General features: G+C 65.0%; 18 protein-coding genes. 4 read left to right on the top strand and 14 right to left on the bottom strand.

Annotated features, from left to right (window positions below):
• Positions 1-4: 4 nt before the first annotated feature.
• The 8 genes from trbJ to K8M09_RS19350 form a co-directional block, all read right to left on the bottom strand.
• On the bottom strand, positions 5-784 hold the full coding sequence (gene trbJ, locus K8M09_RS19385; RefSeq protein ID WP_160786691.1) for a P-type conjugative transfer protein TrbJ: 780 nt from the start codon (positions 782-784) through the stop codon (positions 5-7).
• Positions 781-3,231, bottom strand: coding sequence for a conjugal transfer protein TrbE (gene trbE, locus K8M09_RS19380; protein ID WP_160786692.1), 2,451 nt, complete (start codon positions 3,229-3,231; stop codon positions 781-783). Before trbE ends, trbJ begins: the two co-directional genes overlap by 4 nt.
• A 14-nt stretch (positions 3,232-3,245) precedes the next feature.
• Positions 3,246-3,524 carry a VirB3 family type IV secretion system protein gene (locus K8M09_RS19375; protein WP_018426646.1) on the bottom strand — a complete coding sequence of 93 codons (279 nt, stop codon included), beginning with the start codon at positions 3,522-3,524 and terminating at the stop codon, positions 3,246-3,248.
• On the bottom strand, positions 3,524-3,856 hold the full coding sequence (locus K8M09_RS19370; RefSeq protein WP_018426647.1) for a TrbC/VirB2 family protein: 333 nt from the start codon (positions 3,854-3,856) through the stop codon (positions 3,524-3,526). The genes K8M09_RS19375 and K8M09_RS19370 overlap by 1 nt, the downstream gene beginning before the upstream one ends.
• Complete coding sequence (gene trbB / locus K8M09_RS19365; RefSeq protein ID WP_160786693.1) at positions 3,853-4,839, bottom strand: P-type conjugative transfer ATPase TrbB; 987 nt, start codon at positions 4,837-4,839, stop codon at positions 3,853-3,855. Before trbB ends, K8M09_RS19370 begins: the two co-directional genes overlap by 4 nt.
• A 144-nt stretch (positions 4,840-4,983) precedes the next feature.
• A complete protein-coding gene (locus K8M09_RS19360; RefSeq protein ID WP_160786694.1) occupies positions 4,984-5,445 on the bottom strand; it encodes a ribbon-helix-helix domain-containing protein in 462 nt (153 codons plus the stop codon).
• Positions 5,446-5,455: 10 nt separating this feature from the next.
• A complete protein-coding gene (locus K8M09_RS19355) occupies positions 5,456-7,441 on the bottom strand; it encodes a conjugal transfer protein TraG (protein WP_160786695.1) in 1,986 nt (661 codons plus the stop codon).
• A gap of 125 nt (positions 7,442-7,566) precedes the next feature.
• Positions 7,567-7,869, bottom strand: a complete 303-nt coding sequence (locus K8M09_RS19350; protein ID WP_160786696.1) for a DNA -binding domain-containing protein — start codon at positions 7,867-7,869, stop codon at positions 7,567-7,569.
• Between the two features lie 132 nt (positions 7,870-8,001).
• Here K8M09_RS19350 and K8M09_RS19345 point away from each other — a divergent pair, with 132 nt between their 5' ends.
• Entirely contained in the window at positions 8,002-8,214 is a 213-nt protein-coding gene (locus K8M09_RS19345) for a helix-turn-helix domain-containing protein (protein WP_160786697.1), read from the top strand.
• A gap of 107 nt (positions 8,215-8,321) precedes the next feature.
• Complete coding sequence (locus tag K8M09_RS19340) at positions 8,322-8,747, top strand: GNAT family N-acetyltransferase (protein ID WP_160786698.1); 426 nt, start codon at positions 8,322-8,324, stop codon at positions 8,745-8,747.
• 62 nt (positions 8,748-8,809) lie between these two features.
• Here K8M09_RS19340 and K8M09_RS19335 read toward each other — a convergent pair whose 3' ends face one another.
• The 6 genes from K8M09_RS19335 to K8M09_RS19310 form a co-directional block, all read right to left on the bottom strand.
• Positions 8,810-9,769 carry a LysR family transcriptional regulator gene (locus K8M09_RS19335; protein ID WP_324256104.1) on the bottom strand — a complete coding sequence of 320 codons (960 nt, stop codon included), beginning with the start codon at positions 9,767-9,769 and terminating at the stop codon, positions 8,810-8,812.
• A gap of 120 nt (positions 9,770-9,889) precedes the next feature.
• Positions 9,890-10,603: an invasion associated locus B family protein gene (locus K8M09_RS19330; RefSeq protein ID WP_229342030.1), complete on the bottom strand. Its 714-nt coding sequence runs from the start codon at positions 10,601-10,603 to the stop codon at positions 9,890-9,892.
• Positions 10,600-11,325, bottom strand: coding sequence for a SapC family protein (locus tag K8M09_RS19325; RefSeq protein WP_160786699.1), 726 nt, complete (start codon positions 11,323-11,325; stop codon positions 10,600-10,602). The genes K8M09_RS19330 and K8M09_RS19325 overlap by 4 nt, the downstream gene beginning before the upstream one ends.
• Positions 11,326-11,444: 119 nt before the next feature.
• Entirely contained in the window at positions 11,445-11,684 is a 240-nt protein-coding gene (locus tag K8M09_RS19320) for a hypothetical protein (protein ID WP_160786700.1), read from the bottom strand.
• A gap of 203 nt (positions 11,685-11,887) precedes the next feature.
• Positions 11,888-12,307 (bottom strand): globin family protein, encoded by a 420-nt coding sequence (locus K8M09_RS19315; protein ID WP_160786701.1) that lies wholly within the window; start codon positions 12,305-12,307, stop codon positions 11,888-11,890.
• Positions 12,308-12,316: 9 nt separating this feature from the next.
• Entirely contained in the window at positions 12,317-19,828 is a 7,512-nt protein-coding gene (locus tag K8M09_RS19310) for an autotransporter outer membrane beta-barrel domain-containing protein (RefSeq protein WP_229342028.1), read from the bottom strand.
• A 485-nt stretch (positions 19,829-20,313) separates the two neighbouring features.
• Here K8M09_RS19310 and K8M09_RS19305 point away from each other — a divergent pair, with 485 nt between their 5' ends.
• Positions 20,314-20,661 carry a hypothetical protein gene (locus K8M09_RS19305; protein WP_229342026.1) on the top strand — a complete coding sequence of 116 codons (348 nt, stop codon included), beginning with the start codon at positions 20,314-20,316 and terminating at the stop codon, positions 20,659-20,661.
• A 73-nt stretch (positions 20,662-20,734) separates the two neighbouring features.
• Positions 20,735-21,091, top strand: coding sequence for a hypothetical protein (locus K8M09_RS19300; RefSeq protein ID WP_160787343.1), 357 nt, complete (start codon positions 20,735-20,737; stop codon positions 21,089-21,091).
• The last annotated feature ends 34 nt before the right edge of the window (positions 21,092-21,125 follow it).

The following is a 21,125-nucleotide window of genomic DNA, read 5'->3' as shown; positions in this document are numbered from 1 at the left end:
GGCCTCAGTTGCCGTTGCCGAACATCCGCGCGTTGCCGGGCGAATAGGCGGTCCCCGGCGTCAAGAAGCGGCGGCGCTGCTCGCGCCCCTGTTCGGCGGCGGCGGCACGCTCGGCCTCGGTGAGCGCGCCCGCGCGGCCGTTGGCGGCGAGGAGCGCGACGAGGTCGGAAAGTTGCTGGGACTGGAGAGCGAGAAGCTGGTTGCCCGCTTGCGTCGCCTGCAGGGCGCCGGACGCCGACTGACTCTGGCCAACCAGCGCCGACATCTGCGAACGGTTCGTGTCGATGTTGCCGACGACACCCGCCTGCACGCGCATCGCGTCCTGAAGGCCGCCGACGGTGTTTTTCCAGCGGTCGCGCGCGCCCTTGACCATCTCGGCGTCGGTCGCCGACAGCGAGACATTGCCATACTGGCTCTGGAACGCCTGATCGACCTTCTGGATGTCGAAGGCGATGTTCTGCGCCTGGCCGAGAAGCTGCTGGGTTTTCTGGACGTTCTGCTGCAAGGTCTGGAGGGCAGAGAACGGCAGGCTGGCGAGGTTCTTGGCCTGATTGATAAGCATCTGCGCTTCATTCTGAAGCGAGGTGATCTGGTGGTTGATCTGCTCCAGAGTGCGCGCGGCGGTCAGCACGTTCTGCGCATAGTTGGTCGGGTCGTAGACAATGCGGCCAAAGCCGAACTGGGCATGGGCCTGCGTCGCCAGCATGGGCGAGACGGCGAGCGGCACGGCGAAGATGGCTGCGGCCAGGACCGCACCGCGCGAGCGGATAAGACGGGTTTTCATGACAAAGTCTCCTTTTCAGCTTGGGGGGTAGGGAAAGTCGGGATGAGATCGGCGGCCCAGCCGGCGTCGCGTACCTTGAGCCAGGCCGCGAGAAAGCCTTCGCGGCCGTGTTCGGCGACGAGGTTGGCGATCAAGGTCTGGTCGGATTTGGAGGATGCGGCGCAGAGCGCGAGGCCGACTTCGCTAAGGCCCAGCTCGAACAGGCGGTTGCCGCGCCGGGACTGGCAGTAATAGTCGCGCTTCGGTGTCGCTCTGGCCAAAATCTCAATCTGGCGGTCGTTCAGACCGAAGCGGCGATAGATGGCCGTGATCTGCGGCTCGATCGCGCGCTCGTTCGGGAGCAGCAGGCGCGTCGGGCAGCTTTCGATGATGGCCGGCGCGATGCTCGAATTGTCGATGTCGGAAAGCGACTGCGTGGCGAAGATGACGGATGCGTTCTTCTTGCGCAGCGTCTTCAGCCATTCGCGGAGCTGGCCCGCGAAGCCTTCATCGTCGAGCGCCAGCCAGCCCTCGTCGATGATGAGCAGCGTCGGCCGCCCGTCCAACCTGTCGCCGATGCGATGGAACAGGTAGGCAAGAACGGCGGGAGCCGCGCCGGTCCCGACCAGCCCCTCGATCTCGAACGCCTGGACGGCAGCGGAGCCGAGATGTTCGGCTTCGGCATCGAGCAGCCGGCCATAGGCCCCGCCGACGCAGTAGGGCCGGAGCGCCTGCTTGATGTCGTTGGACTGGAGCAGGACTGCAAAGCCCGTGATGGTGCGTTCCTCGACCGGGGCCGAGGCGAGCGAGGTTAGCGCTGTCCAGATATGCTCCTTCACCTCCGGGGTTACGGGCACGCCCTCGCGGTTCAGGATCGCGACGATCCAGTCGGCGGCCCAGGCGCGTTCGTAGGAATCGTGGATGCGAGCGAGCGGCTGGAGCGAGACCGAAGCGTCCGAGCCTTCGGTCAGCCCGCCGCCGAGATCGTGCCAGTCGCCGCCCATGGCGAGTGCCGCGGCCCGGATCGAGCCGCCGAAGTCGAAGGCGAAGACCTGGGACCGCTCATAGCGCCGGAACTGCAGGCTCATAAGGGCGAGCAGCACGGACTTGCCCGCGCCTGTCGGGCCGACGACGAGCGTGTGCCCGACGTCGCCGACATGAAGGGATAACCGGAACGGGGTCGAGCCTTCGGTCTTGCCGTACAGCAAGGGGGGGCTACCGAAATGCTCGTCCCGTTCCGGCCCCGCCCACACGGCAGAGAGGGGGATCATGTGGGCGAGATTGAGCGTCGAGATGGGCGGCTGGCGGACATTGGCGTAGGCATGTCCGGGGAGTGAGCCGAGCCAGGCATCGACGGCATTGACGGTTTCGATCATGGCCGTGAAGTCGCGGCCCTGGATGACCTTCTCGACGAGGCGCAGCTTCTCGTCGGCAAGACGCGGATCGGCGTCCCATACGGTGATGGTGGCCGTGACATAGGCCATGCCCGCCACGTCCTGACCCAACTCCTGCAAGGCCATGTCGGCATCGGCCGCCTTGTTGGCGGCATCGGTGTCCACGAGGGCGGACGCCTCGTTGGTCATCACCTCCTTCAGGATCGCGGCGATCGACTTGCGCTTGGCGAACCACTGGCGGCGGATTTTGGTCAGCAGCTTCGTGGCGTCGGTCTTGTCGAGCAGGATCGCGCGGGTGCTCCACCGATAGGGGAAAGCTAGCCGGTTGAGATCGTCGAGCAGGCCCGGCGTGGTCGCGGTCGGAAAGCCGATGACGGTGAGGATGCGCAGATGCTGATCGCCAAGGCGCGGCTCCAGCCCGCCGGTGAGCGGCTGGTCGGCGAGCAGCGCATCGAGATAGACCGGGGTTTCCGGCACGCGGACGCGGTGGCGTTTCGTGGAAACGCAGGAGTGCAGATAGGTCAGCGTCTCGGCGTCATCGAGCCAGGCACATTCCGGCATGAAGCCGTCGAGCAGCGCCAGCACGCGGCCGGTGCGGTCGATGAAGCCGCGCAGGATCTCGTCCGGGTCCACGCCGCTGCGCTCGCGGCCCTCGTAGAGCCAGGCCTCAGTGCGGGCGGCTTCCTCGGCCGGGGGCAGATAGAGGAAGGTCAGATAATAGCCGGAGACATAGTGCGCCCCGGCTTCCTCGAAATCGGCCCTGCGCTCGGCGTCGACCAGGCCGGAGGCCGGATCGGGAAACTCGCTCGCCGGATAGGTCTCGGCGGCATGGCGCTGCGCTTCGACGAAGATGCTCCAGCCGGAGCCGAGACGGCGGAAGGCGTTGTTGATGCGGCCGGCGACCGCGACCAGCTCGGCGGCGACGGCGCTGTCGAGATCGGGACCGCGAAAGCGCGCGGTGCGCTGGAACGAGCCATCCTTGTTGAGCACGACGCCTTCGTCGGCGAGCGCGACCCAGGGCAGATAGTCGGCAAGCCTGCTGGCGGTGCGGCGATATTCGGCGAGGTTCATCATGTGCGTCGCCTCCCTCAGACCGCGAGATGGCCGGGGACGCGCAGATGGCGCCTTCCGACCTCGACAAAGAGCGGATCGCGCTTGGCCGCCCAGACCGCCGCGAAGTGACCGACGGCCCAGATGAGGAGGCCGACCAGCCAGAGGCGCAGGCCGAGGCCAACGGCCCCGGCGAGCGTCCCGTTCAGGATCGCGATGGAGCGCGGCGCACCGCCGAGCAGGATGTGCTCGGTCAGCGCGCGGTGAACCGGGACGGTGAATCCCGGCACGTCGAGTTGCTCGAAAGCGACCGCCATCAGACGAGCGCTCCGCCGCCGAACGAGAAGAACGACAGGAAGAAGCTCGATGCGGCAAAGGCGATCGACAGGCCGAACACGATCTGGATCAGCTTGCGGAAGCCGCCCGACGTGTCGCCGAAGGCGAGCGCCAGGCCCGTCGCGATGATGATGATGACGGCCACGATCTTCGCGACCGGGCCTTCGATCGACTGGAGGATTTTCTGAAGCGGCGCTTCCCACGGCATGGAGGAGCCGGACGCGTGTGCGGCGGGAACGAGGACGAGATTGACATAGGCGAAGGCGGCGGCGGTCGCGACGGTGCGACGGACGCGCATGGACATGCGGATCATGAAGGGTCTCCTGTGTTGCTGGGGGTGGCTGCGGTGACGCGGTAGTCCCCGTCGGGGCCGAGCCCTTCGACGCGGGCGAGTTCGGCGAGCCGGCGCACGGAGCCGCGGCCGGAAAGGACGGCCACGAGGTCGATCGTCTCGGCGATCAGGGCTCGCGGGACGGTGACGACGGCTTCCTGGATGAGCTGTTCGAGACGGCGCAGTGCGCCGATGCCGGTGCCGGCGTGGATGGTGCCGACGCCGCCGGGATGGCCGGTGCCCCAGGCTTTGAGGAGGTCGAGCGCCTCAGAACCGCGCACCTCGCCGATGGGGATGCGGTCGGGGCGCAGGCGCAGCGACGAGCGGACGAGATCGGAGAGCGTGACGACGCCTTCCTTCGTGCGCATGGAGACGAGGTTCGGGGCGGTGCATTGCAGCTCGCGCGTGTCCTCGATGATGACGACGCGATCCCCGCTCTTGGCGACTTCGGCCAGGAGCGCATTGGTCAGCGTGGTCTTGCCGGTAGAGGTGCCGCCCGCGACGAGGATGTTGGCCCGCGATGCGACGGCTTCGCGCAGGGTCACGGCCTGATCCGCCGACATGATCCCGGCGGCCACATAGTCGTCGAGGGTGAAGACAGCGACAGCGGGCTTGCGGATCGCGAAGGCTGGCGCGGCCACGACGGGAGGAAGAAGCCCTTCGAACCGTTCTCCCGTCTCGGGCAGTTCGGCCGAGACGCGCGGGCTTCGGGCGTGAACCTCCGCGCCGACATGGTGGGCGACCAGGCGCACGATGCGCTCGCCGTCTGCGGGCGAGAGGGTTTCGCCGGTATCGGACAGTCCTTGGGAAAGCCGGTCGATCCAGATGCGCCCGTCCGGGTTCAGCATCACCTCGACGACGGCGGGGTCTTCGAGAAAGCGCGCGATGGCGGGACCGAGCGCGGTGCGCAACATGCGCGCACCGCGCTGGATCGCCTCCGGTTTCTGATGAGAAGAAGAAGTCATACCGTCCCCAAGCCAAGGGGACGCAGCAGAGAGTTCCCCGATCGGGGTCGATTAAAAGAGCCCGAAATCGGGCCTGTTCAACAAGTATCGAAGGCCGTGCGGCGGTCGGCGGCTATCGGCGGCGAATAGGACGGACCCGGATATTCAGGCAGGGTCGCCACTCGGCTTTGAAGCCTCCATCTGGTCGTCTCCAGCTAGCGAGTCGACGTCGCGCGAAAGCTCTTTCAGGAACCTGTCACCCGTCGCCAATCGCTTGCCGAGTGTCTGCATGAAGCCGTCGAACCGCTCCGCACCCTTGGCGCGCGCCGCGGCCTGGGCGGTATCCGACATCGGCGGGGTGAAGGTCAGCCAGAAGCGGACGAAGAGCGCTAGGGTTTCGCCGAGCACGGCGAGATCCTCGTCGAGCGCCCCGACCTGACGGCCGAGCCGGTCGAGACGGCGGGACATGGCGGCTTCCAGCTTCTCGGTCGTGTCGCCTGAGAGGAAGGATGCGACGGCCGCCTCGACGATGGCGGATTTGGAGATGTTCCGGCGCAGCGCCAGCGCCTCAACCTGTTTGAGCAGCGCCGGATCGAAATAGACGTTCATGCGGGTACGCGGAGTCATGGGCGGTTCCTCAAAGCTCGATGCCATCGCCGGGGTCGAGCGCGGCTTGCCGCGCCGTCATCCGCATCCGGGCGCGCATGGCGTTGGCCTTGGCGGCGTCCACGTCGGGTTCGTCGTCCAGAAAGTCGAATTCCTGTGCGGCCGACGGTGGTGGCGGCAGGATTTCTTCATGCTCGGGCAATTCCGGCTCGCGGCGGATGCCGGCGTTGGCGGGATCTCCGCCGTCATCACCGCCGCCGGCTCCGCCCATCTGGCCCGCCGCCGCGACGACGCGGCCTGACCAGTCATCGGTTGCGGGGGCGTTCGCGGGCACGGCCACCAGCTCGGGCGGCGCGATGATGCGCTCCTGCAAGCGCGCGTCCTCGAAATACCGGGCCTTGGTGGCGCGGATCGGCGGGGTGCCCGCCACCATGACGATTTCCTCATTGGGCGGGAGCTGCATGATTTCCCCGGGCGTCAGCAGCGGCCGGGCCGTCTCCTGCCGCGAGACCATGAGGTGCCCGAGCCAGGGCGACAGGCGGTGGCCGGCATAGTTGGTGGAATCGCGCATCTCGGTCGCGGTGCCCAGCGCATCCGACACGCGCTTGGCGGTGCGCTCGTCATTGGTGGCGAAACTGACGCGGACATGGCAGTTGTCGAGGATGGCGTTGTTCGGCCCATAGGCCCGCTCGATCTGGTTGAGCGATTGGGCGATCAGGAAGCCCTTGAGGCCATAGCCCGCCATGAAAGCGAGCGCTGATTCAAAGAAATCGAGACGGCCGAGCGCCGGAAACTCATCGAGCATCAGGAGCAGGCGATGGCGCTTGCCCGATGAAGTCAGTTCCTCGGTCAGCCGGCGGCCGATCTGGTTGAGGATCAGGCGGATCAGCGGCTTGGTGCGGTTGATGTCGGACGGCGGCACGACAAGGTAGAGGCTGACGGGCTTCTTGGCCCCGACGAGATCGGCGATGCGCCAGTCGCAGCGCGCCGTGACGCGAGCCACGACGGGATCGCGATACAATCCCAGGAACGACATGGCGGTCGATAGGACGCCGGAGCGCTCGTTGTCGGATTTGTTCAGCAGCTCGCGCGCCGACGAGGCGATAACAGGATGCACGCCGGCCTCGCCGAGATGCGGCGTCTCCATCATGGCGCGCAGGGTGGCTTCGACCGGGCGACGCGGATCGGAGAGGAAGTTGGCGACCCCCGCCAGCGTCTTCTCCGGCTCGGCGTAGAGGACATGCAGGATCGCGCCGACCAGCAGCGAATGGGAGGTTTTTTCCCAGTGGTTGCGCTTGTCGAGCGAACCTTCCGGATCGACCAGAATGTCGGCGATGTTCTGGACGTCGCGGACTTCCCATTCCCCTTGCCGGACCTCCAGCAGCGGATTGTAGGCGGAGGATTTCACATTGGTCGGGTCGAACAGCAGCACGCGGCCGTGACGGGAGCGGAATCCCGCGGTCAGAGTCCAGTTCTCGCCCTTGATGTCGTGGACGATGGCCGAGCCCGGCCAGGTGAGCAGGGTCGGCACGACGAGGCCGACGCCCTTGCCCGAACGGGTCGGTGCGAAGCACAGGACATGCTCGGGACCGTCATGGCGCAGATAGTCGCGGTCATATTTTCCGAGCAGGACGCCATCGGGGCCGAGGAGGCCAGCGCTGCGGATTTCCTTGTCCTCGGCCCAGCGCGCCGAACCATAGGTCGCGACGTTGCGCGCCTCGCGCGACCGGATGATGGACATGGTGATGGCGGCGGCGATGGCGATGAAGCCGCCGGACGCGGCGATGATTGCGCCTTCCGTGAAGATCGCCGGCGCATAGGCGTCATAGGAGAACCACCACCAGAAGAAGACGGGCGGATGATAGACGGGCAAGCCCGCCAGCTCGAACCACGGCTCGCCAAGCTGCGGCTGAAACCCGAGCCGCCACGCGGTCCATTGGGTCGCCGCCCAGGTCGTGATGAGAACAATGGTCAGAACAACAACGATCTGACCCCAGAGAATCCGGCCTCCACGCATACAGGCTCCCAATCGGCAAAAATGTCGGAGCCGATCAGAGAATGGGGCTTTTTGGGAAGGGCAACAGCCAAGCCGATGACGGAGGGCCGTCGGATAGAAACGGCGGCGAATAGGACGGTCGCGGATCAGTGCAGGCGCTTGCGTCGCTCGTCCTGCGCTGCCTGTTCGAGAATGCGCCGATAGCCGATCTTGGTCATCCACTGCGCGCGGGCGAGATGGCTCGCCCAGCAGTGCCGGGTTTGCACCTCGTCCTGAGCCGGATCACGGTGCAGGACGATCCTCGCCACCTCGGTCCAATCCGCGCCGTCCGCCTCGGCGTCGAGCAGGCGAAGGTAGGTGATGAAATGCACTTCGTCGTAGAGGGTGATGTCGGGACCGGTCGGCGCTTCGTCCGCCACGTCGGGATCAAGCTCGGGCTGCACGCGCATGAACGCATCCTTCCGGACAAGGCGATGCAAGAAATGCCGGCAATGCCGACGAGCGCAAGAATAGCACCGGAGTCAACGAATGGGAATGATCGTTCCTAGAATGATCGTTCCTATACTGGTTCGGCTTTCGTTATGGATCTTAAGGAGATCATGGCGACGAATCTGCGTCGGATACGTCATGATAAAAAGCTGACGCAAGAAGAGCTGGCCGATCGTGCCGGCCTGAGCATGCGCTATATCGGCGCAATCGAACGCGGCGCCGTATCGGCCAGCGTCACGGTTCTCGGACAGATCGCCGATGCGCTCGGCGTCGAGCCTGGCGAACTGCTGCAACGCTCTGGATAGGAGGGGAGAGAACAGCTCCTCCTGCCATCGAGAGATTTCACAAACCTGCTCGCCGAATGTAAGACGTGGCGGCGGGGAACAGGTCCAACGGAGCATGATCCGCCGCGATGGGGAGGCGCCGTTTGTTATCGAAAGCAGCCATTGCGGATATTCCGGCGCTGAAGCATGTCCGAGGGGCGGTCTCCGAGAATATTCTACGTGACCCGTCCAAGGTCACGGATGCCCATTACGAATGGTTCATCAGCAATCCCGGTCTTCACAAATGGGAAGACCAAGGCAGGATCGTTGGCTTTTCGGCCGCCGATCCGCGAGACGGCAGCATATGGGCGCTGTTCGTTTTGCCCGAATATGAGGGGCGCGGAATTGGCAAGGCGCTGCTTGCCGAAGCCTGCGAGATATTGAGGGCGGGCGGACATGTCCGGGCCAGACTCTCGACAGGCGCGAGCACGCGGGCGGAAGCCTTCTATCGGCGCGCTGGTTGGAGCGTCACCGACGCCGACTCCCGTGAAATCCTGTTCGAGCGGCCGCTCTAGGCAGATCGGCGTTACGTCCAGTTGCGGGCGCCACGAGATTGGCTGCCGAGGCGCTGAAGCGATCAGGCGCGAGGTAAGGACCGGCCTATGACGCCGGCGAGGTCGAGCAGATTGCGCAGCGTGGCGCTCTGGTTATAGGGCGACCACACGGCCGAGAATGGGACCGGTTCTGGCTCGTCATGGAAGTGACGGAAGGCGACGCCCGGAATCTCGGCCAATGCGGTCGCCTGTCCAGCGATCGACACGCCGAACCCCTGCGCGATCATCTGCAACAAGGTGCATCGCTCGACGTCGCAACGCAGGATCGACGGTGCGGCCTGCCAGCGGCCGGCGAGACGCAAGACGATATGGTCATAGGCTTGCGGGCCGGTGCCGCCGTGGCGAACGAGGAAGGATTCGCCCGTGAGGTCGTCCCACGTCACGCTGTCCTGTTCCGTCAGCGGGTGATCTGCGGGCAGAACGGCGATAAGCGGCTCGCACCAGATACGGCGTGAGTGGCAGTCGGGGAGATCGGGCGCACCGGCGACAAAAGCGATGTCGAGTTGGTCGGCGCGAAGCTGGACGATGATGTCGCGCGCGGTGCCCTCGGTAATCTCGATGGCGACCTGGGGATGTTCCTTGCGGAAACGGGTGAGCAGCTCGTCCAGAAAGCTGCCGAAGGTCAGCGCATAGACGCCGACGCGCAGGAGGCCGAGATCGCCTTGCGCGAAGGCCCCGGCGGTTTTGACGGCATGTTCGAGATGGTCGATGCCTGTGGAGACACCATCGACGAAATGACGGCCCGCCTCGGTCAGCCGGACGCCGCGGGCGTGGCGCTCGAAGAGGAGGATGCCGAGATCTTCTTCCAGCGTCTTGATCCGCGCGCTGACGCTGGAGGCGCTGACGCCGAGGAAATTCGCGGCATGGCGGAAGTTCAGATACTCGGCGACTGCGAGCGTCTGGATGAGGGAGATCATCGGAATGCGTGCGCCGAGCCGTGACGGCGACTGCCATGTCTCCGAGAGTTTGTTGAGGCGCCGCATGACCGCCTCCGAAATGGCGTCAGCGGCGGCTCCCGCGACGCCGACCGAAGCAGGCGGATCGCGGAAGCCATCCCTGGGAGGATATGAAAGGCGGTGCTCGCCGTGAGGGTTCGTTTGCCCTCAACGTGCCAGTGCCGCCACGCGGTCGAGGGCCGTGCCGAAACCTTGCAGCGAGATCGAGAACGGCGTGGCCGCACCGCCGTCGGCCGTGGCCTTGATCTTGAGCGCCGTGCCGGCGCGAAGCGCCACGATCGTCGCCGCATCGAAATTGACGCTGACGATACAGCCGCCCGGTAGGCAGGTTCGGAACCGGACCGGCTGCATGGCCGGCTTGTCATCGATCTGGAAGGTCGCACCGGCATCGAGCGCGAGACCGAAGGGCAGGATCAGGGTGCCGGCAACGGCGTTGCCGGTGGGCGCGTTCAATTCGATGGCCAACACGCGCTGGCCGTTCTGCTGCGTCTGGGCCTGCGACATAGCGCATTGCTTGCCCGCGCCCTGCTGGACGCAGGTGACGCGCCAGTCGCGATAGGTCTCGTTGAGGGAGGAGGCTCCGCCCGGAAGAGTCGATGTCGCCTGCGCCACCTGGAAGGTCTGCGGCTTGGGATCGGCTTCGGAGGTGGTGAAGACATTGCCTCCGACGGGAGAAAGCCCGGCGACATATTGATCGAGCCGGGGGCCGGTGTCGGAAGCAGTGCGATCCTCGGTGAAGCCCGCGGCCTGGCTCGGGGTCGAGACGGCCCCGCCAGGTGTCACATAGGCGGCTGCGCCGGCAGCGACGGCCAGAGCCGCCACAACGGAGAATCCGAGAAGTCCAATTTTCTTGCTCATCATGCGAGCGCCTTCCGTTCGTTTGCGCGCTGCGCATTGAGGTCGAGCAGGTTCTGGAAACTCTGCAAGGAAGCGATGTGAAGGCTGACGAGCGCCAGCCAGCCTTTGGCGTGCCATTCGGCGACGGTCTTGGCGGGGAGCGCCCGGAACGCGGCCTCGTTGATGGCGTGGAAGCCGTTGACCTGATGCAGCGTGCCGTCGGGGAGGCGGAAGTCGGCGTGATAGGGCTCCAGCACCTTGGCGGCGATGAGCGCCCGACCGAAGGCGACGGTTTCGGCATAGTCGGTGTGGAAGGCATGGCAGAAGGCCATCGCCGTCTGCGCCGCCGTCGTCGGATTACCCACTGCATCGAAAAGGCGCTGCGCGTCGGGTGCGTCCGCAACCGAGGACACGAAGCGATCGCTGCTTCGGTCGATGGTCAGCAATTGCTGCGCCCGGTCCTCGGTCTCCATGACGATGAAGGGGTAGCGGCGCACATAGGCGGGCACATAGCCGCCCGCTTTCCAGCTCCCGTCGCGCTCGACGAAGAGATTATGTTCCTTCCGGATCGCCACGAGCGCGATTGGAGAGGCCTGGTCGTCCATGGCGAAGACGATGGGATAATGGCGCATCGCCACCATGAACTCGCCGATGCAGAGTGGCAGGGCGATGGCGTCGCGCGCGAAGCTGAAGTCGCTCGCCGGTGCGAGGCCGACGTCACCATGCTCTTCGAAGCGGAGGAGCACGGGATCTTTGTAGAAGAGCGGTAATGAGGGGGACTGATCCAAGGTCGATATATCCAGTTCGTTGGTTTTTGGCGGCTATTCAGCGCGGCAGGAGCACGCCTGCGAAGCGGCCGTCTGATTCAGTTCCCACCGCGCGCTGCGGCGCGCGATGGACAATGGCGATAGGTGATGCCGGGCCCGCCGGCTGGGCCATGGATCGAAATCCGTTCCGGGCTGCGGACATGGATGTCCATGCGATAATCGTCCGTCGCTCCGCCGGTGCAGCGCTCGTTGAAGATCGGATAGTAGCCGCCGCTCGAGGTGCGGGAGACGACGCGGCAGGTGTGGCCGGGTGCCGAGACGGAATGACCGTTGGACACTAGCCGGGCACCATCGTCGGCGGAGGCGCAAGCCCGACCAGTCCGCACAAACTCGCCCGTCTGGAAGGTCGTGGCCATCGCCGGGGCGGCGAGGAGAAGCGCCGGGAGGAGCGCGGCCCCTCCCGAACGCCCTCGGTGCGACCCGAGGAGTGATTGCCGAAGGAGGCGACGTCCGCCGCCTGTCCTGGCTCGTCGTTTTCCGATCATGCCACTGCCCCTTCCTTCGCCGCCGCGATCATCTTGGCGGAGAGGAGGCCGTAGGCATCGGTCCAGGCGGCTTCGACCTCGGGCGTGAAGTCGTCGCCCAGGCCTTGCTGGAGCGTCCAGAGCAGGGTTTCGCCCACCGCGCAGTAGTGAGCCTCGACGACGCCATAGTCGTTATGCCGGCGTGCAAGCTGCTCGACCGCCGGCATGATTTCGTCGAGCCTGTGGAGGCCATTCACGACGAGGGCGAGCATTTGCACGAGCTTCTTCGCCTGGGGCGCGATGTCCTCAGCGAACATGGGCCGCACTTCGGGGTAGGTCTCGAACAAGCGGGCGTAGAACATGGTGCCGACCTGATCGGCGATCGGCACCAGTTTGCGAAAGCTCTTCTGAACGAGCGAGACGATCTTATCCGTCATGGCGCGACCTCAGAACTTCACGTTGAAGTTGGCTTTGATCGACTGATCGGAGACGCCCGACCCGAACTGGCCGCCATAGGTGACGCCGACGGTGGCGGTCGGCGACAGGGCGATGTCGAGGCCGGTTTCAAAGACGGCGGCGTTGCGGGCGATCGGTACGCCTCCGATCGAGAAGGTGTCGCCGCCCGAAGCGAACGCCATGCCGGCCTGCGGCGTGGTGTCGCCGAAGGCGTGACGCCAGCCGACCATGCCCTTGGCCGTCGCGGTGGCCCCGCCCAGATCGAAACTGGTCGAAGCGCGCAGGCCAAGCGTGGTGAAGGTGGCGTTCGTGGTGGCGCTGGCGCCGGTGAGCGCAGCAGCGCCGCCGGTCTCGCGGAAGCCGCTGGTGTTGAGGCTCACATAAGCGAGATTGGCGAAGGGCTCGAACTGAACCGCGCCAGCCTGAACCTTGTAGCCCAGCTCGCCGAACGCCTGGAACGTGCCGGCGCTGTAACCGCCCTTCGTGCTGTCGGAGAAGCCCGGGAAGGCGATGGTGCGCGCCGTGTGGATGTCATGCCACGTATAGGCAAGACCCGACCGGAAGGCGAGATCGCCCCACTGGTTGCCGCCGTAGAGACCGAGGTGGAAGTTGTCGGCCGAACCCGAGGAATGGCGATCCTTCACGTTGAAGTCGGTGTAGCTGTAGCCGGCGACCGCGCCGAAGCGCCAGGTATCGAACACCGGAGCGTCCGCCCCCATCAGGAAACCGCCGGTCGAACGTTCGAGCCGCGCTGCGTTTCCGTCGCTGTTGGTATGGCCCCATGAACCGAAGCCCTGGCCCCAGAAGGCCCCGCCGTCGGTATTGGCAGCAGCGGTGCGCGGCTTGCCATTCTCATAGGTGACGACGTTGCCGCCCGAAGCGCCGACGCCATCAAAGGCGGCGCGCAGCCGGTCATTGACGGCATTGCGTACGAAACGGCTGTCTTCGATCAGGGCGGTTCGCGCCGAAGCGTGGATTTCGCCCGAGAGCTGATCGAAGGCGTATTGGGCCTGCGTATCGGAGAGGTTGAGCACGGCATTGTAGATCGGGTTGCCGAAGCCGAGGCTTTCGGCGCCGCCGCCCGCCGCGATCTGGTTCGGCGTGAGGCCGACCCCGGCGAAGTCGATATTGTTGCGCGTCAGCGTCAGATAGACGTTGTTCGCGTCATAGGTCAGCGACGGATCGAGGAAGGCCAGGTTCGAGGTTACGCCGGCGGTGAACGTGCCGGTGACGCCGCCCGTGGCCGACAAGATCGTGTACGCTGTGGCGGGGGCATAGATGCCCGTGCCCGCCAGAACCTGCACTGTGCCGCCATTGAGGGTGGCCGTACCGGAGGCGACGATCTTGTCGGCCTGGCCCGCCGCATTGGCTTCGACTTGATAGATCGAACCGGCCGCAAAGCCGATATTGCCGTTGACGTGGAGGGTGCCGATGGAATTGCCGGGGGCCACGGTGCCGGCGACCAGCAGATTGCCGACCGTACCCGAACCGCCCAGCGTGCCGCCGCTTAGGACGGAGAGCGAGCCGCCGAGCGAGCCGTTGACCACGAGCTGGCCGCCGATCACATCGGTCGTGCCGGTGAACGCGCTGGAGTTTCCGGTCAGGACGGTGCGGCCCGTCAGGTGGTCGATGTCGCCATTGCCGGAGATCACACCGCCATAGATCAACTCATTCGAGCGGTTGAAGCTGAGCTTGCCGTTGTTAGTGATATTGCCCACGACCGAGCCGGTCGTGCCGCCATTGCCCAGCCGCAGTTCCGCGTTGAAGATGGTCGTCGGCCCGGCATAGCCGTTGTCGGCCGTGAAGGTGACGGCGCCGCTGCGGATATCGACAGAGCCCGCACCGGAGATCACGCCGTCGAAGGTGGTGGCGTCGCTACGGTTGAAGGCGAGCTTGCCGTTGTTGGCGACGTTGCCCAGGATCGAGCCAGTCGTGCCGCCATCGCCGATCTGCAACGTACCGGCGTTGATCGCCGTGCCGCCGGTATAGCTGTTGGCGCCCGCCAGGATCAGCGTGCCCAGATCGTCCTTCACCAGACGGCTTGCGCCGGTCAACTCCGAACGGATCACGGCCATGTCGGTGGCGCCTGCCGCCGTACCGTCGCCGACGCGGATCGTGGTCGAGCCATTCGCCCCGTTCAGCGTGATCGGAGCACCCGAGACCGTCCAGCCCTGACCGATGAACTGCATGCCGGTCGCCATGACCGCGCCAGCCGAACCATCGACCGTCACCGTGTCAGGATTGCTCTGGAAGACAGCGAAGTTGCCGCCCCAGGCATTGGCCTGTGCACCGGCCGCGTCGGTCCAGTTGGTGGTCGGTCCCGCCGTCCAGGTGCCAGCACCGCCATGGATCGTGCCATCGGCCGTCGTGGTCGTGCCGTTCCAGAACTGGACTGATCCGGCGCCGGTGCCGTTGACGACGAGATTGACCTTGTTGGCCACCGACGTCTGCACCAGGCCGGTCGTACCGGTCGGCATCAAGCCGACGTCGAGGCCGTTATTGGTCAGCGCGCCGCCATAGTCGAAGAGGCGATAGACGCCGACGCCAAACCCGCCCGCGTCGGAGACGTTGAGCGTGCCGTCGAGGGTCAGGTTACCGGCGACGTTGAACAGGCCCGCGCCGCCCGGAGCGCCGAGCACCACATTGACGTTCGAAGCGCCCGACAGAGCCAGCGAGCCCATGCTCAAGGTCTGCCCCTGAGCGCCGAGCAGGGTGCCGCCGTTGGCAACGGTCACGGCGCCGGACAATGTGCCCGAACCGGCCAGTGAGCCGCCATTCTGTATGAGGGTCGTACCGCCTAGCGTGCCATCGACCTGCAACGTGCCGCCGTGTACCTGGGTCGAGCCCGCAAAGGCGCCGCTGTTGCCGGTGAGAACCGTCAGGCCGCTCGACTGGCTGATCAAGCCCGAGCCTGAAATCGCGCCGCCGAGGGTCCAGGCATCGCTACGGGCGAAGAACAGCCTGCTGTTGTTGATGATGTCGCCCTGGATCGAGCCGGACGTTCCATTGGCGCCGATCTGCAGCGTTCCCGCGTTGACCGTCGTGCCGCCGGTATAGGTGTTGGCGCCGGTCAGGACGAGCAGGCCCAGATCGTCCTTCACGAGACGGCTCGCGCCCGTGAGTTCGGAGCTGATCACGGCGTAGTCGGAACTGCCCGCCGCTGTGCCGTCGCCGACGCGGATGGTGGTCGCACCGCCCGCGCCGTTGAGCGTGACCGGACCGCCCGCCACCGACCAGTTCTGGCCCATGAACTGCATGCCGGTCGTGGAGACCGCGCCGGCCGAGGTGTCGACCGTGACGACGCCCGGATTGTTCTGGAAGACCGCGAAGTTACCGGTCCAGGCGGAGGCCGTCGAACCGTTCACATCGGTCCAGTTGGTGGCCGGTCCGGCGGACCATACGCCCGAGCCGCCATGGATCGTGCCGTCGGCCGTGGTCGTCGTGCCGTTCCAGAACTGCGTATCGAGCGTCGTGCCGGAAACCAGTAGGTTGACCTGATTGGCCACCGCGGTCTGCAATGTCCCGGCTGTGCCAAGCGGCACCGAGCCGACGGCCATGCCGTTATCGGTCAGCGCGCCGCCATAGTCGAAGATCCGATAGACACCGGCGCCAAAGCCGCCCGCATTACTGACATTGAGCGTGCCGTCGAGCGTCAGGTTGCCGGCGACGTTGAACAGGCCGGCGCCGCCCGGAGCCCCCAGCGCGACGTTGACGTTGGAGCCGGAGCTCAGAGCCAGAGAACCAAGGCCCAGAGTCTGACCCTGGACGCCCAGCAGCGCGCCGCCGCTCGCAACCGACACCGGACCGGTCAACGTTCCCGAGCCGCCGAGCGCACCGCCCGACGTCACCGAGGTTGTGCCGCCCAGCATGCCGTTCACCATCAGACGTCCGCCTGAAACGCCGGTCGTGCCGGTGAAGGTCGACGAATTGCCGGTCAGGACCGTCGTGCCGGCGACCTGATTGATCGCGCCTGCGCCCATTATATCCGCGCTGAACAGATAGTTGGCGTTGGTGTGGTTGAAGTTGAGCTTGCCGGTGCCCGCGCCGAACTGCACGCCCGTCGTATTGAGGATGCCGGCCGCGGCCGCAGCCGCGCCCTCTGCGCCGCCGATGTTCAGCGTACCCTTGGACGCCGCATCCCCGGTAATTCCCACGCCGCCGAGGGCGTTCACTGTGCCGCCATTGGCGATTGTCAGCGTTCCGTCGCCGTCTGCGCCCACATAGAGCGAGCTGCTGGTGTTCAAGGTCGAGCCTGCGCCAGTGACCGTCGCGGCGCCGACCGAACCAGCGGAACTGCCGATAGATGCGACCTGGCTCGAGACGGTGCCGCCATTCGAAATGGTCAGCGTGCCGCCGCCGAAAGAACCAACTAAAAGGTTGCCGCTGTTTGTCCACGTCGAACCGGCGCCGGTGACAGTTACCGTTCCCGACGCGGCAGCGCCGCCGCCAATATAGCCGACTGTATTGGTGACATCGGCGCCGTTCGAGACGGTCAACGAACCGGTTCCAGTCGCGCCGACAAACAACGAAGCGGAGTTGGTCCAGGTTGAGCCCGCACCATCGACCAGCACCGTGCCATTGGAGCCTGTCTGGTTGCCGATCACACCAAGCGTATTGGAGACTGCACCGCCGTTCAGAATGGTCAGCCCGCCGGAGCCGTAGTCGCCGACCATGAGAACACCCGTGCTGGTCCAAGCCGAACCCGCACCCTGCACCATTGCCGTGCCGGCCCCCGTGGCGTCCTTACCAAGGTAGCCAGAGTCGCCGCTGACCTTGCCGCCGCCGGTGATGTTGAGCGTGCCGGTGCCGCTTTTGCCGACGATGAGATCCGCACTGTTGGTCCATGTCGAGCCCGCGCCGTCGACATTTACCGTGCCGGAGGAGGTGTACGCTATTGCTCCCAGGACGGCACTATAGTTGCTGACCTTGCCGCCGCCGGTGATGCTGAGCGTACCCACACCGCTATCGCCAACTATCAGGTCGCCGTTGTTGGTCCATGTCGAACCAGAGCCGGAGACAGTCACCGTACTGGTGGAAAGCGCGCCACTAGCGATTTCGCCGCCGTTGCTGCTGACCGCGCCGCCGCTCGATATCGCCAACGTGGCGTTGCCACGGTTGCCGATTGAGAGATAGCCGCTATTCGTCCAGGCTGAGCCGATGCCATCGACTGACACTGCCCCGCTAGAGTCATCCTGAGCGGCTAACATTGCATTGATATTGCTGACCGTACCGCCGTTCGAGATCGTGAGCGTGCCGGAGCCGTTGTCCCCGACACGCAGGTTATTGGCATTCGTCCAAGTCGAGCCCGCACCGTTGACATTTACAGTGCCGGAGGAGGTGTAGGCTACTGCTCCCAGGACGGCATTATAGTTGCTGACCTTGCCGCCGCCGGTGATGCTGAGCGTACCCACGCCACTATTGCCAACAATCAGATTGTCGCTGTTGGTCCATGTCGAACCAGAGCCGGAGACAGTCACCGTACTGGTGGAAAGCGCGCCACTAGCGATTTCGCCGCCGTTGCTGCTGACCGCGCCGCCGCTCGATATCGCCAACGTGGCGTTGCCACGGTTGCCGATTGAGAGATAGCCGCTATTCGTCCAGGCTGAGCCGATGCCATCGACTGACACTGCCCCGCTAGAGTCATCCTGAGCGGCTAACATTGCATTGATATTGCTGACCGTACCGCCGTTCGAGATCGTGAGTGTGCCGGAGCCGTTGTCCCCGACACGCAGGTTATTGGCATTCGCCCAAGTCGAGCCCGCACCGTTAACCGTTACGAGGCCGGTTCCGCCTAGTTCGCGACCGATATAGCCATTATAGTTACTGACTGTGCCGCCGTTCGAGACCGATAACGTACCGGTGCCGGCGAAGTGGGATACCGTCAGATCACCGGAGTTCGACCAATCTGATCCTGGCCCCGAAACTGTCGCCGTCCCTTGGCCGAAAAGGCCTACGTTGCCCTCAGCACTTGTGACATGCCCGCCGTTCGAAATCGTAAGCAGGCCAGTGCCGTTCGAACCAACATTCAGTAACCCGGTGTTGGTCCAGGTTGAACCCGTTCCGTCCACCAAGGCCGTGCCAGTCCCACCGCCGCTTAGCCCAACCGATGAGTGGGAATTGCTGACAGAAGCTCCGTTCAAGATGTTCAAAGTACCATTGCCCAACATCCCAACGACGAGAGAGTTGGTGTTGGCCCAGGACGAACCCGCCCCCTCAACCGTCACAGTCCCGGTGCTGCCAGCATTACGGCCAATATATCCGAAATTGCTGCTGACCGTGCCGCCATTGGAGACCGTCAACGTACCGGTGCCGGCGAAGTAGGATACCGTCAGATCACCGGAGTTCGACCAATCTGATCCTGGCCCCGAAACTGTCGCCGTCCCTTGGCCGAAAAGGCCTACGTTGCCCTCAGCACTTGTGACATGCCCGCCGTTCGAAATCGTAAGCAGGCCAGTGCCGTTCGAACCAACATTCAGTAATCCGGTGTTGGTCCAGGTTGAACCCGTTCCGTCCACCAACGCCGTGCCAGTCCCACCGCCGCTTAGCCCAACCGATGAGTGGGAATTGCTGACAGAAGCTCCGTTCAAGATGTTCAAAGTACCACTGCCCAACATCCCAACGACGAGAGAGTTGGCGTTGGTCCAGGACGAACCCGCCCCTTGAACGGTCACAGTTCCGGTGGCGCCAGCAGTGCGGCCGATATACCCGAAATTGCTGTTTACCGCACCGCCGTTCAGAATGTTCAGCGTACCGGTGCCACTGTCGCCCACCGTGAGATCACCGCTGTTGGTCCAAATGGAGCCTGCGCCGTCCACCGTGACGGTGCCAGTCGAGCCCGCGTCGACGCCGATCGTACCATGAACATTGCTAACCTCACCGCCGTTCACGATATTCAGCGTCCCGGTCCCGCCGTAGCCGACATAAAGGTCTCCGGCGCTGGTCAAGGTCGCGCCATCGACCGTCGCCGTGCCTGAAGAACCCGCGCTATTGCCAAGGAAGACAGACGCGGCGCTAACGGAGCCACGCAGAGAGATGTTCAGTACGCCCGTGCCGGACATACCGACGCCGAGGAACCCGCTGCTGTTCCACTCCGAGCCGGGACCCGTAACCGTCATCGTCCCTGTGGTGACATCCCCGACGCGCCCAATGGCCCCGTTGAGCTTGCCGCCGCCGGAAACCACCAGCGACCCGGCGCCGCTGATGCCGATATTGATATTGCCGACCGAGGCCGTGCCGCCGTTGAGAACGGTTGGATTGGGCGTGATGGTATTGATGTTCACGGTCGTACCGGCGCCCGTCGGCACCCCGGCGCTCCAGTTGCCGGCGTTGTACCAGTCGTTGGAGATCGTGCCGATCCAGTCATCCGCATGAGCCGGCATGGGCATTGCCAGACCGCCGGCCAGTGCAAGCGCGAGCACCGAGGTCGATACCTGCCAGCCACGGGAAGACCGCGAACCAATGATCTGGGCTTTTACCGGCCCGCGAGACTTGCCAATGCGCATATATTCTTCTCCGTCTCGACAGGCGGAAGGCGCATGACGAGTCATTAGTGGTACATGCGATCAGCCATGGCATCGGGACCGGGGGCCGTCTTGGGGCCACGGGAACAGAACTTGACCTGACGGGAACAGGTGTCGTTTTCACCGGCCTGTGGTCGTTCCGACACGTCGAAAACCCTTCATTTCCTTGGGTTTCATGCGCCAGCGGCGCTGGGCTCAACGAAGGCGAGTCGTCGAAAGGGCCGCGGAAAAGCCCGGAATTTGGACTGGAGGGAAGCCGGGAACGGGCGCGTCGGCGCTGGTCGTAGCGAAAGAAAAACGGCCGAACCGCATTCCAGGACAAGTCTGGTGCCCGCCAATCCAAGACCTTGTCCAAAGGCGCTGCGATAATCAATCGACCGGCTGCCACGCACCGGGTTGAAGCCCGCCGCGAGCGCGAGCGCGCCGCCGGCAAGACAAAGCCGATTCAGAACAGGAAGGACCAATACATGCTCAAACAGATTCTCCGTGGCGCGCTCCTCGCCGGAGTTGTCATGGTCGCTGCCAGCCCGGCGCTGGCCGTCGAACCGGCGACCAAGCTCTTCACGATCGTCACCGAGCGGGACGAGACCGTCGTGGCCCTCACGAAAGAAGATGCGGCGCTGGGAAGCGATGCGGCGGCGATCAGCACGGCGCTTCGCGAGCGCGGCGTGCTCACCGTCTGGCGATATGCCGTTCGCAAGGCGAAGGACGGTGAGCTTGAGCAGGCCCCGCTGGCGAAGATCAGCGTACAGGCGCAGGGCGTTCTGCGCATCGAGCCCTATGGGACACCTCTTCGCGTCGTAGCCGTCGAATGATGTCGCCGGTGGTGTCTGGCTGGCTCCGGCCACACCACCCGTCATCACGGGTTTGGCGCCGGTCGCAGTCATCATGAGCCGCTTGCTGCTGATCCTGATCGGGATGGTATTCCTGCTGGTCGCCGCGCTCTGCGACCTTGAATATTCGTCGCTGGGCTTTCCCGACGGCCATCTGACCGAGTTCGATATTGAAACGCGGAGCCTGCGCTACGCGACCGCCTGGGCGAATCTTGCGCTCGGACTGCTCGCCTGCGCGTTGGGCGCCGTTTGGCATAAGGCTCCGATCGCGCTTGTGCCGGTCTTTGCCGTTGCCCTCATTCTGGTTGCCGCCCCCAGCCGCATTCTTCCTCGTTGCCCTCAGATCCAGTCCTGCATCTCGATCTACGAGGGCATCACCGGCCATCCCCCTGACGACGGGATCGGCGGCTGATGCCGGCCAATCGCGATTCGGTGCTCGCCAGGTC

The organism is Shinella zoogloeoides, from assembly GCF_020883495.1.
Taxonomy (GTDB): Bacteria; Pseudomonadota; Alphaproteobacteria; order Rhizobiales; family Rhizobiaceae; genus Shinella; species Shinella zoogloeoides.
The sequence above is the reverse complement of the archived record's forward strand: the minus strand, read 5'-3'. Positions and strand labels throughout refer to the sequence as shown.